The 12,551-nt window shown below is 47.3% G+C and carries 10 protein-coding genes; 2 read left to right on the forward strand and 8 right to left on the reverse strand.

Annotated features, from left to right (window positions below; all coding sequences use genetic code 11):
• Window positions 1-4: 4 nt before the first annotated feature.
• Complete coding sequence (locus ABD997_RS11480; RefSeq protein WP_345317160.1) at window positions 5-334, reverse strand: hypothetical protein; 330 nt, start codon at window positions 332-334, stop codon at window positions 5-7.
• A gap of 1,107 nt (window positions 335-1,441) precedes the next feature.
• On the opposite strand from ABD997_RS11480, the gene ABD997_RS11485 reads away from it, so the two are divergent.
• Window positions 1,442-1,612, forward strand: a complete 171-nt coding sequence (locus ABD997_RS11485; protein ID WP_345317161.1) for a hypothetical protein — start codon at window positions 1,442-1,444, stop codon at window positions 1,610-1,612.
• Between the two features lie 110 nt (window positions 1,613-1,722).
• On the opposite strand, the gene ABD997_RS11490 is transcribed toward ABD997_RS11485, so the two are convergent.
• The 6 genes from ABD997_RS11490 to ABD997_RS11515 all read right to left on the reverse strand — a co-directional run bounded on the left by ABD997_RS11490 (window position 1,723) and on the right by ABD997_RS11515 (window position 11,043).
• Complete coding sequence (locus ABD997_RS11490; RefSeq protein ID WP_345317162.1) at window positions 1,723-4,785, reverse strand: type I restriction endonuclease subunit R; 3,063 nt, start codon at window positions 4,783-4,785, stop codon at window positions 1,723-1,725.
• 11 nt (window positions 4,786-4,796) lie between these two features.
• Window positions 4,797-5,951 carry a restriction endonuclease subunit S gene (locus tag ABD997_RS11495; RefSeq protein WP_345317163.1) on the reverse strand — a complete coding sequence of 385 codons (1,155 nt, stop codon included), beginning with the start codon at window positions 5,949-5,951 and terminating at the stop codon, window positions 4,797-4,799.
• Entirely contained in the window at window positions 5,952-7,505 is a 1,554-nt protein-coding gene (locus ABD997_RS11500) for a type I restriction-modification system subunit M (protein ID WP_345317164.1), read from the reverse strand.
• Complete coding sequence (locus ABD997_RS11505; RefSeq protein ID WP_345317165.1) at window positions 7,502-9,001, reverse strand: type I restriction-modification system subunit M; 1,500 nt, start codon at window positions 8,999-9,001, stop codon at window positions 7,502-7,504. The genes ABD997_RS11500 and ABD997_RS11505 overlap by 4 nt, the downstream gene beginning before the upstream one ends.
• A 147-nt stretch (window positions 9,002-9,148) precedes the next feature.
• Window positions 9,149-10,441 carry an N-6 DNA methylase gene (locus ABD997_RS11510; RefSeq protein WP_345317166.1) on the reverse strand — a complete coding sequence of 431 codons (1,293 nt, stop codon included), beginning with the start codon at window positions 10,439-10,441 and terminating at the stop codon, window positions 9,149-9,151.
• On the reverse strand, window positions 10,438-11,043 hold the full coding sequence (locus ABD997_RS11515; protein ID WP_345317167.1) for a restriction endonuclease subunit S domain-containing protein: 606 nt from the start codon (window positions 11,041-11,043) through the stop codon (window positions 10,438-10,440). Before ABD997_RS11515 ends, ABD997_RS11510 begins: the two co-directional genes overlap by 4 nt.
• A 772-nt stretch (window positions 11,044-11,815) precedes the next feature.
• Here ABD997_RS11515 and ABD997_RS11520 point away from each other — a divergent pair.
• Complete coding sequence (locus ABD997_RS11520; protein WP_345317168.1) at window positions 11,816-12,199, forward strand: hypothetical protein; 384 nt, start codon at window positions 11,816-11,818, stop codon at window positions 12,197-12,199.
• A gap of 18 nt (window positions 12,200-12,217) precedes the next feature.
• On the opposite strand, the gene ABD997_RS11525 is transcribed toward ABD997_RS11520, so the two are convergent.
• Window positions 12,218-12,409, reverse strand: a complete 192-nt coding sequence (locus ABD997_RS11525) for an AlpA family transcriptional regulator (RefSeq protein WP_345317169.1) — start codon at window positions 12,407-12,409, stop codon at window positions 12,218-12,220.
• Window positions 12,410-12,551 lie beyond the last annotated feature (142 nt).

The following is a 12,551-nucleotide window of genomic DNA, read 5'->3' on the forward strand; positions in this document are numbered from 1 at the left end:
GTTCTTAGCGCCTTTCCCAGGCTGCCACTATGTGGGTTGGTTTCATCTCGGCCTTGTGAGGACTCCATGAATGAACCTTACCCACCAGATCACTAGGGCTTAAAACGCCTTCTGACTCTGGTGTCGCTACCCAATAAACGGTCGATAGTAGTTCCATACCGCCTTGAGATTCAAAGCCTTCAATCAGCTGAGCGACACGCTCGAAGCGTTGCTTAGTGTCAGCGTGATGCTCTAGATAACTTCGTGCCTCTTGGGCAGCTTCTGGCTTAAGTTCAATTGGCGTTTCCGGCTTGTTGTGCCCATCGCTACAGCCAGTGATGGAATGCCCTTCCATTCGGTTGAGCACCTGGCGGAGAACATCTGCACAAGGTCACAGAGTGATCGGTGGGTCAATCACTCGTAGAAGTTGGGCAAGAAACGTTCATGATCTTGCTATGACTGTAGATGAGATGTTTGACCTGGAGGCTTTGGTGTACTCAGCCAGGATTAGATAATAATAAGTACGGGGCCTGTGTATGGGCCCCGATACTATGGCTGTTCAGCGTACTGAAGATAAAGTATTAAATTAAGTGTAATAATTAGTCCTTAAAAGCTGTAATCATGAGCGAGATGATTGCAGAGATCATGAGAACTCTTGGGATTGCGGCAGATAGGCAGTAACTTGAATAACAACTTCCGTAAAAACTTTGATTGAGAATCAAAACAACTAAAAGTGTTGGTAGGAATACTAATATCCACTCTAGAATGAAATTTTTTTGAAATGATTGATGAGTATTTTCCTTTGTTGACTTGTTATTACTAATGCTATCTTTGTTCAATGTTATCTTATTCTCTGCCTTCTCTGCCTTCTCTGCCTTCTCTGCCTTCTCTGCCTTCTCTNCTCTTGAAGCCTCAAAAGCATTCAAAATTCGAGTCGCTAGTGCTGATTATTGAACAGGGATGCAGCTCAATAAATCTGGCAGATGGAAAAGCAACAGTTATGCCATGATTATTAATTGATTCAATTCTTCATACGCCGAGTTCGTGCTGTTTTACGTGTCGAACGGTCTGCCCAACTTTCATGTACGCCTCATAGTTTGATATATATGAATATATGCAATATTGGATCTGAACATCAATCAACGCAAGCACTAGTTGTAAATGATCTTAGCTTTGCTTTAAAAGTGCTATGGATAATTGAATGGTCGAAAACTCTATGAATTTACAGCCTACTATTCTAGAGAATGGATATTAATATCTACGTCATTTAATTTTCAGGTCCTCGGTGATTAATGGGCTTCACAATAAACAATTCGAGTGAAGTCTGATAGTGATATTTCAATCGTTAAATAGTCTCTGTATACGCGCTGATAGCGCAGAAAAGTCTCCTTTAGGTAATCCAGATAATCTGAAATGCTCCATCAATTCCATTGCTCTGAGTCGTTGCAGGGGAGATAAGGCGATGCTCAATACCATGGTCTGTGCACTCCGTGTCGAATTCATGGTCACTGGTCGGCTGCCGCTGGCCTGTAGCGAAGAAACAGTCGGTGAACTCTTTGCCATCATCAGTCAGAGTCGTTTTGATGATGAACTTGGCTACCCAGTACTCGAGAGTACAGAAATCTCGATGTAGAGCAATCAAGCCATTCATGTTGGGCCTCAATAAACAGCCTTAATATTTTACCTACCAAAAATATTAACATAGCAAAAGCAATTATTTGTGTGAGCAATAAAATGTGTGAATCAATAATGCTCTTCAATGTAACCGTACGCCTTGGCGAAAAGGTCTTTGTCTTTGCCTAAGCCAAACTGAGCCAGTGTCACTAGCAGTGCCTTCTGGATTTCGCGCGGGCCACTGTTGGAGTTTTGCCAGCCTTCAAACCGGGTGGCTTTGACGATCTTGTCGATCTGTTCCACTAAATCGCCGATTAGTTTCGGCGTGGTTTCTGGGCGGGTTTCCAAGAAGAGTTTGGTTAAGGCCTGCTTGTTGTCCTCTTCGGTCACCACATGCTCGCCGGTTTCGCGCTCGGCTTGTACTGTATCTTTGGCGGCATCTAACAGACCTTTTAACCAGTCGATGGCTTTGATCACACCAGCTTCGTAGTCTTGGCGCAGTTTTTCTAAGCGTTCACCCAGCTCGACAAACTTAGGGTCGTTGCTGCCGCGCAGGCGGCCCATCAAGTCAATTTCCAGGCGTTTTGCGCGCTGCTCTTGCTCTTTATCCGTCAGGGTGAATATTGCGTGCTCATCCATGATCAGCTCGTCGATATCATCGCGGATGCGGTTGATGTCGGTATGCTCGTGGATCATCTTGATGGTTTCAGGGCCAAGGGCAGCCCACACCAAAGCGCCGGTTTGGCCGACTGGGCGCACTGATTCATAGATCTGCGCCAGCCATTTATAGTCTTTGCGATAAGGGGCTAAGAAGGTGTCTGGGTTAATGGCTGACCAAAGCTTGGCTAACACGCCAAAGCTCGCGGCAAATTCATCGCGTTTTTCATTGGTTGGCAGGCACTCTTGCGCCGCCATAATGCCTTCGAAACCTTCCAAGGTCCGGTCAACACCCGGGAAGAAGGACAAACATTTATCTAACTGGGCGGGTAATAATTCTTTAAAGGCTTCAATGCCTTCTACCACGCCATCGATTTCTTCCGGGTTGTAGGCCAGCGCGGTGCGCAGGTTTTCAAACACGCCAAGGTAATCAATGATGAGCCCCATGTCTTTGCGCACATCGTCTGTTTCGTACAAACGGTTGGTGCGGCACATGGCCTGTAGCAGCGTGTGATCGCGCAGCGGTTTATCTAAGTACATGCAGTAGCAGATTGGCGCGTCAAAGCCGGTAAGTAACTTGGCGGTGACGATGATCAGCTGCAACGGATGCTTGGGGTCTTTAAAGCTTTCGATTAAGTCTTTCTGGGTTTGGTCTTCGGCATCAATCTGCTGCCAACGCTCAAAATCTGCTTGCTGAATCGGCAGTTCTAAATCGTCGTGCCACTTACGCCAGTCTTTATTGAGCTTGTCTTTTTTACCGCCTTCTTCGGTTTTTACGGGTGCTTGGTCGACGTTCATCACTACTTCAACGGCATCAAAGCCGAGCTTTTCACCCAGCAAATAGTACATTTGTACGCAGGCATCGCGGTCATACACCACCACCATGCCTTTCATCTTTTTCGGCTTTACGTGGCTGGTAAAGTGTTCAGCAATATCATTGCTGACGGCGGCCATGCGTTTAGGTGCTTTGAGCATCACCGCTAATTTGCCTGCACGTTTTGATAGTGCGGCCTTTTCTTCGTCGTCGAGATTATTGTCTTTGGCGAGCTGCTCAAATTCTTGGTTGATGGCATCGCGGTCTACTCGCAGTTCTGCCAAGCGTGGTTCAAACTTCACCGGGTTAGTGGCGCCATCGCGGATCGACTGCTTGTAGCTGTAGCGGTTCATGTAGCGCCCGGGGTCTTCTTCGGCGCCGAACAGCTTGAAGGTATTGCGATCAATACCCGAAATCGGTGTACCGGTTAAACCATAAAAGTGCGCTTGTGGCAGGGCCCAGCGCATTTTCTCGCCCAAGCCACCTTCCTGCGTGCGATGAGCTTCGTCCACTAACACAATAATGTTATCGCGGTTATTGAGGCCGTTGGGGTTGCTATCGTCGATCTCGACATCTTTAAACTTAAAGATGGTGGTAATTAATATGCCACGGCTATCTTGCTCAATATGTTCACCAAGCTTTTTGCAGCTTTGTACTTTGATGAGGTTTTTAACGTCCGCACCGCCAAAGGTCTCGTTGATTTGGCTGTCCAGGTCGCGGCGGTCGACCACGATCAATACAGTGGGGTTTTTCAGGGCATTGTCACTGCGCAGCATTTTGGCGGCGTAGAGCATCAGTAAGGATTTACCCGACCCTTGGAAATGCCAGATCAGGCCTTTTTTTGGGTAGCCTTTGCGCACACGCTCGACGATTTGCTTGGCCGCTTCAAACTGTGGGTAACGCGGCAGAATTTTAATGCGCTTGGGTGGCGTGTTCTTACCGGTTTTAACCGTTGAAAACAGCGCGAAAGATTCCAGAAGCTGCAATAAGGTTTGCGGGTTTAACAAACCCTCACAGCTATCCAGCACCGATGCCAAGCCGGGCAAAATGTCATCGCGCAGGTCGGTATTGTGCCAAGGACCCCAATCTTTTGCCCGGGCATTGATGGCACCATAAGCAAAGGTTTTTCCTTCACTGGCAAAACATAGCAGGTTGGGTACAAAGAAGGGTTCAACGTTCTTCCAGTAGTGCTTTTTACCGCCCATAAAATCGGCGGCGCCGTCTTGCCAAGTCACACTCGGGCGGGTTGCGGTTTTCACTTCGCCCACTACCAAGGGAATACCGTTCACATAGAGCACAATATCAAAATAGACTTCGGTCGCCGCGATATAGTGCACCTGCTGCGACACCACAAAGTGGTTGTTGTCGATGTTATCGAAATCAATCAGGTTGATGGTGATATGGTCGCCATTCTCACCTAAAGGCAAGGTCTTCTCGGCCATTAACCATTCATGAAAATTTTCATTGGCTTTTACCAGGCCAGTGTGGCGCGCTTCTAGCACCACGCCACGCAGTTTGTAAATCACTTCATCGGCGTAATCTGGTTGCTTGGCAATATCGGGGTTTAACGAACACAACGCGTCTTTAAGCCACTCATCAACGAAGATATCCTGCGTTTGCTTGGGCAGGCTCTCACCGTGGCAGTATGTCCACTTTACTCCGCTTAAACCTTTTAAACGGTCGATAATTCCATTCTCTGTGACGGTTTGTTCGTTAAACATAAGAGAGCCCCCTAAAAACTAAATATTTTATTCCTGGTTGATTTTTCTAAAAACATGGTTTTCTCTAAATTGCACTGAAGCATCAAAATCTCCTCATTCAATATATTGTAATGCTCTAACAGTAAAAGAGACTCATCAGAAAATTTAGGAATTACAAAGGTTCTTAAGTATTTTAACGGTAGGAACTTCTGGGCATTTCCTGATTGGTTTATTTGTATTTCTCTTTCAAAGATTGGAGATTCGAGGTACATCTTTAACCATGTAGCTCTTTCTTGATCTCCGCCCATTTTGAATAAAGCGACATTCTTTATGCAAAAATTTGGTGAATCATTGCCAACAATCACAGGTGAACCTATCTTCCCAATCATTGCAAACAAAATGTCACCACTTTCTACTGCGCTTCTTTTATTAATTTCGGCAGCAGATGACTCAGAAATTTGATAACAATCTTCAAATAGAATTCTGTTATCAACCAAGTGCTTTGATGTAACCAAAGGGACTCCATAATCAACCGGGTCTGGCGTATCGTGAGTCCCATCCGTAATTTGCACGCATAAATCTGCAACAGATTGCATCCCAAATTGCGACATGTGTTGGTTCAGGAGTTTTGTTGAGAATGTTTTTTTAAATTTTACGAAAGATAAATATGCATCAATGGCAGCGAATTTCGCCAACTCAAGTTTTTTTAAAATATCAAGAAGGATTTTTTGATTTTCTTTTGTCGGGAAGACAAAAGACTGATTTTCAAGCGTTTTCCACTTAATTGTTGGTGATAGCGAACCTTCAGAAACCGCTACTGCACGCTCCATAAACGCATCTGACTGCATAAAGAATGGCAGAAATTCAGGTATTACATTTTTAGGATTCGCTTCAAGCACCATAGCATGTGCCGAACAAATACAATCCCAGTCTGCCACAGCCACTTTGCGCTGATATGCCCGGCGTTTACCAAAAATAATCTGACCTTTTTTGACCAACAGTTTTTGCCCAGCAACATCGCTTGGCACACCATGACGCTTTATTTTTAGGCTATCTGGGTCCAAATGCTCTAGGCCCACATACACTTCTAGCTCAGTTTCACTCGGTTCAACACGTTTGGAAATGTGTTTGGCGATATCGCCAAACTTCACCATTTGCCAGCCTTCGGGTAATTGTTGCTCAGTCATTTACTGCTCCACCTTGCTAACTTCAGTCTCGGTCGCTCCCGGCGTCCTGCCTTCCGCGACACTAATACTTCCTTGTATGTCGTATCCCAGCTCAGCAAGGCTGTGGAATAATTTATTGGTCTGCTTTTTCAATTGCACTCGGCTAACTTTCCATGCCTCGATGGCATGCTCAATATCGTGCGCTTCGCCGTTGTTTTGAGCTTGCACATAAAGCGGAATCGACAGGTTGTAGAGGTTTTCTTTGATGGTGTCGATATCCACCAAAGCAGTAATGTCGCTTTGCTTTTCTGGCGTAAAGTAAGCCTCGCACAGCACAGCCAAATCTTCATCCGATAAGCGGCTATGGGCGCGCTCTCGGGTAACGTGTTCCACGCCATTGATAAACAACACCTTGTTTTTCCGCTCGGCGGGTTTATTGCAGTTGAGTACCACCACGCAGGATTCCATAGGCGAGTTGTAAAACAGGTTTGGCCCAAGGCCAATTACCGCTTCGATAATGTCGGACTCAATCACCTGTTTACGGATGCTTTGCTCGGAATCACGGAACAAAACGCCATGTGGCCAGAGCATAGCGGCACGGCCAGTATCCGGTTTTAGGCTTTTGATGATATGGGTGTAAAACGCATAATCGGCACAGCCTTGCGGTGGTACGCCGTAGAGGTTGCGGCCGTATGGGTCAGCGGCAAACTTATCGCGGTTCCACTTTTTGATGGAGTAAGGCGGGTTAGCAAAAATCACATCAAACTGCTTGAGCTGGTCGTTTTCAATAAACTTGGGCTCGGCCAGGGTGTCACCGCGCAGCACATCGAACTCTTCAATGTCGTGCAGGAACATATTCATTCGGGCTATCGCCGAAGTGAGCAGGTTTACTTCTTGGCCATAGAGATGTACCGACCTCCATTCCTCACCGTGAGTACGTAGGTCCATCACGGCATTCAGCAGCATTCCGCCGGTGCCGCAAGTGGGATCGTAAGCCGTTTCACCGGGTTTTAAGCCCATAATGCGCGTCATCAGATGCACGACGGTACGATTGGTATAAAACTCAGCAGCGGTGTGGCCGGAATCGTCGGCGAATTTTTTGATTAGGTATTCGTAAGCCTCACCCAGATCATCCTGAGCGACCGATTTAATCCCCAGCGGAATTTTACTGAAGTGCTCAATTAGATCAGATAGCAGGTGATCGGGCAGGCGTTCTTTGTTGGTCCACTGGGCATCACCAAACACCCCATGTAAGCGCGGGTTGTTGGCCTCAATTAAACGCAGTGCGTTTTGAATGGCCTCACCAATGTTTTTGCTGGTGTGGCGCACTTTTTCCCAGCGGGCTTCCTTGGGAATATCAAAACGGTGGAACATGGGCATGGCGGCGTATTCGGCATCACCTTCATGGATTTCCAATGCTTCGGTGTATTCTTCTAAATACACATCCGACAGGCGCTTATAAAACAGCAGGGGAAAGATGTACTGCTTATAGTCTGAGGCGTCGATTTGGCCGCGTAAAAACTCGGCGGCCCCCCATAGGAGATCTTCTAGCTTTTTCTTATTCATGGTGCTCATAGCTCAAAGCCCTCTTTGATCAACAAAGCTTCGAGCTCTTGTTCTGCCTGCTCAAGGGCGGCGAGCTTTTGTTGAAAATCTTTGAGTGCTTCTTCCACAGTGATCGTTTCTTCAATCAGGGGCTGTTGCACATAACGGGCGATGTTGAGGTTGTAGCCGTTGTCCTCAATGTCGCTCATTGGTACCCAGCGGGCAATGCCTTCGATCTCTTCGGCAGTGGGCCCGCTACGGCGCATGGAGTCATAAATCCGGTAAATCTCATCGGCCTGCGTTTCGCTTAGCGTGTTTTGGGCTCGGCCCTTGGTGAAAATGGTTTCGGCATTGACGAACAGCACATGATCGTGGTGCTCCCGCGGCCGCTGCTTGCGTAGGATCAAAATGCAGGCTGGGATGCCGGTACCGTAGAACAGATTAGAGGCGACGCCCACCACCGCGACTAGCTTGTTCTCCTTCAAAAGCTGGGTACGTATCTTTCCTTCGGCACCGCTTCGGAACAGAACGCCATGAGGTAGCACAACGGCCATGCGTCCACGCTCGTTCAAAGAGGCAAACATATGCTGGACCCAAGCGAAATCGCCATTGGTCTTGGGAGCCAATCCGTAATTCGCACGTTGATATGGATCACTTTTCCACTGTTCGAATCCCCACTCTTTAAGACTGAACGGAGGGTTTGCTATCACACAATCAAAAGTTTCCAGCTGGTCATCTTTTAGAAATTTGGGTTCCCGAAGCGTGTCACCACGGACGATCTCAAAGTCTTCCTGCCCGTGGAGAAACAGGTTCATTCGTGCAATGGCTTCGGTTGTTAAATTCTTTTCTTGCCCCTTGATTTTTAACCGCCTTGGGTCGTCACCATTGTCTTTTACATGATGAATGGTTTCTAACAACATACCACCAGTGCCACAGGCCGGATCATAAACACTCTCGTTAGCTTGTGGGTCTAGGATATTGACCATTAAGCGGACAATGGTTCGTGGGGTATAAAATTCGCCTGCTTTCTTGTTAGCCTTATCGGCAAAGCGTTTTATGAGGTATTCATAGGCTCGGCCCATGTCATCATCACGCACACTCGATACACCGAGATTAACCTTGTTAAAGTGGTTAAGCAGTGTTGATAGCAGCTCGTCAGAGAGGCGCTCTTTGTTGGTCCAACTCGCATCGCCGAAAATGCCATGCAATTGTGGATTTGCTAACTCGATACCACGAAATGAATCTTTTAAGGCCTGGCCAATGTCTTTGGTTTCGGCAAAAACGTCTTTCCAGTGACACTCTTGTGGAATTTGAATGCGGTGAAACATCGAACCGCGAGCCAGTTGCTCGTCACCAACTTGGGCCAATGCATCGGCAAACTCTTCGTCGTAGACATCACAGATTCGCTTGAAGAAGAGAATAGGAAAAATGTAGGTTTTGTAATCTGAAGCATCGATTGGACCCGTGATGATGTGGGCCGCGTGCCATAAGTGGGCTTCCAGATCTTTCAATGAAATTAGTGTCATAGTTACTCGGCAGTAGAGTGTTGGAGCATATTGTCCTAGCTTATCATTCATGCGTAAAAGAGTTGAGCTTCGGGTCATCTGGTTGTCCAGAGCTTTAACGTAGACCGAGGAGGTCCCATGAGCTGAGCCCACCTCCTCGCTCCGTCTTCATGCAGCGTTCGTCTGAGCAGCAACCTTATCAATCAGATTGGACAACCATTGATGTGACTGTTCTGCTTGGTTTTTTACTTTCGCCAGCTTTGCCAGCTCTTCAGTTAAAGACAGTCGCGCTACGACAACCTCCTTGGCGAGGTATGCACCAATACTGAGGCTGCCATTGTTGGATTGGATTTCATCGATAGCAACGGCTTTGAAGCGTTCATCCGCAGTATGTTTTCCTGCTGCGAGTTCCGCGATGAGTTTGACGTCATCCTGGTTGAATGTGCGTTGGTTGCGTTTAGTTGCTCCGACTTCGCTGGCGTCGACAAAGTGAATTGGTGTATCAACATTTTTTGCTTTACTGAGTACAACTAAGACAGTGGGGATCCCAGTGTTAGTGAGCAGGCCGCTCGGTAATCCAACAAGAGCTTCGATTAGTCCCAACTCAAGTAGAGCTTGACGCACTTGTGCGTCATAACCGCTTCGGAATAGCCAGCCTTGAGGTAACAGAATATACGCTCTGCCGTTCGCTTTGAGTTTATCCAGGGCTAGCTGCAGCCAAAGAACGTTTCCTGCGTTTGCCGACATGTTACGTTCCGGCTTAGCAATCAGGTAGTTGGCGTCATCCAGTTGACGACGTTGATCGGCGCTGAACTTTTGATTGAGCGGAGGTTCCATCACTACGATGTCCGCGGAGGCGGCTTTCACTTGTGGCTTGGAAAGGGCATCACCATAGTGGAACTCTGTCTCGGAATCATCAAGCCGGAACAGGCGCGAAGCTAATGTATAGGTACTGAGATCGATCTCTTCTAAGATTGCTTTTTTAGGCCCTAAATCAGTAACAACACCCCCTAGACCGCAAGCGCCATCATAAACCACCTTGTCGTGACAGTTGCCAATTAGAGCTTTAAAAAGCATCGTCGTACTGGTGTTGGATGAGCTCTCGCCGTACCGACTTGCTTGTGCAGCAAGATGACGCAGCGGTTTGACTAAGACTTTTTTGTCTTCGATATTGGCGAGCCCGTCGACAATAGTTGTCAATGTTTTTGGATCGATATGGCTTGGAGGCGGTGGAGTTACAACATACTCGTTGAGGTCAAACCGTTCGCTCAGTTCTTGTGATACTTCATGCAGAATGTCGTGGTGGTCTAGCTCAGTCGCTTCGTGGAGCCGTTTAAAGCCTTGAGGGTGTAGTTTGGCAACAACAGCAATATAAGCGATCAAGTCGATAATGTGATGGACTTCCATTTTACCACGGCCTTGGTCCATGATTTTCAGGAGCATTTCTTTTACTTGTTTCATGCTGCATCGCCCATCATCAGATTTTCAATGCATACGTTGGCTACTATTTTTTGCTGTTCAGCGACTGCGATTGCATCTCGGTAGGCGTGATTGCGCGCCCAGAACAATTCAGCCACCTTATCTTGCGAAGTCACAGTCGGGACAGGGACAGTGAACTTCTTGATGCTTGCGGCACTGATGTTGGTAACGATTGAACCGGTGCTAAGTGCAGCTAACTGAGACTGGCCCAGCGGACTATTGAGGTATGCCACCAACACCTCACCGCGTACCTGGCTGGTATCGGGTCGAAGTAGTAAAAAGTTGGCAGAGGCCACAACATTCTGTTTCGATACTTCTTCACTGATGATGGCTGCACGAGGTGTGCTGCCTTTTGCTAAAAGCACCACATCGCCGGACTGAAGAAGAAACTTGCTAGGGTCGCGACCCTCTTTGACGTCAATGGGAACAAGAGCTCCGGATTTTACTTCACCAAGTGGATTGAGTGATGCACCCATTAACAGCTTGTGGTTGGCGTTTTCAGTTGCTTCTTTGTCAAAAAGAATATTGGTTGCTCCGGTGATGACTTCCCTACAGAGATTACCGATAGTCTGAGTGTTTTTCATTGTTCGTTTTCTTTCTACGATTCATCTTCTCTCTAATCGTAGAGGCGAAACGAATGGCGCGTCAATGTTTTTTTTCGTTTTCGCTCTACGAATTTATCTGCGGAGGGGTCACAGGAGTAAATGTCAATTAAAATCTATTGCAAGCTCTCTGTTTGTTCGCTTTTTCATGGCATCTCCGCTGCAGATGGTGACGGGGTCTTGGTGTTTATGCCTTCCCGCTTAGGGAAGGCATATGAATGGATTTGTTATTTTTAAGTTTTTATCTACATTTAGTCACTGTTACAGCTTTCCTGCTGACGAGGTCGGACGGTGGTAACTGCTCTCATGGGTCGCGTGCGGCCCTTCGGGTGCTATCTGCGTTAGTAATGCTTCTGTTTAGTGCACAACTAATTCAAAGCAGCTGACCGAATAAGAACATTTTTAACCAAATGCAGATCGTGTGACTTGTTACTACTGATGGAGAACTTGTTGCGTGATTGCAGTGATTGGCGTCGACATTGGACGCCAATAGGTGCTGGCGCTTAGAACTTCCTGAGTGATCTAGCTAAATGTGACTCTTATAAGGAAAGCTGAGATGAATCATTTCATTAAGTCCTCTCCGTAAACAGTCTGAAGTAAACACTGCTGTAGGAAGACCGTGCTGTCTCCGACTTCGACGTGCTATCTCCACGTGAGTGGCCAATGGCGTGTCCGCAGTGTGCTCATGACAACTTTGAAGACCTTGCGTCATCATAATTTTTCAATTTAATTCAGGTTTTTATCGGAGAGTGCCATGTATGACATTGCATACGTTTATACATCGAGTGAGCTAGAGAGTGCATTGAAAGGAAGTTATGACTACATAGTGATACAGGATTCAGGTCTTGCATCTAACATCAGTATCATTACTGGTGCATCCAAGGCTGCTATTGCTGCAGCGATAGCAGCGGCGGGCGTTGCGGCATCCAACTTTTGGAACCCAGTTGGGTGGGGAGTGGGAATAGTTGGATCCGCTGTAGGCAGCAAGTTAACGATCGCTGTTGTGGTATTGATTTGGGCCTTGGGCGTGACGCTGATCTATGCCATTGCCAATGACTACCGAGTCAAAGGAAAAGGGAGGATAGTCTTGCCAGATGGCACAGAAGTCGACGGTGAACTCATACTTGAGCCTCGATAGTCATCGACTGAGCCACGCTTAAGCGTGGCTCAGTTCACGCTGCTCAATCCTCTCCATTATCCAGTCCTGAATCTCGCCTTCCACCCAGGCTACTGCTCGCCCCCCGAGTGGTACTGGCTTGGGGAAGCCGTCTTCGGCGATGTACTTGTAGATGGTGGAGCGGGCCAGGCCGGTGCTGTGCATGACGTCTTTCAGTTTGATGAGTCTCATGAGGAAATCCTTGTTGTTCAGGTCATGAGATAGCGCCCGCCCTTCATTTTTTACCCAGGTGATGTCTCGCTCTGCATTCCAAAAATTTTCAGATACATATTACGGTCTTGCAGTAGCCGATCGTGTTGCTGTTAGGTGCCGG

This window comes from Ferrimonas gelatinilytica (assembly GCF_039544205.1).
In the GTDB taxonomy this organism is placed as follows: domain Bacteria; phylum Pseudomonadota; class Gammaproteobacteria; order Enterobacterales; family Shewanellaceae; genus Ferrimonas; species Ferrimonas gelatinilytica.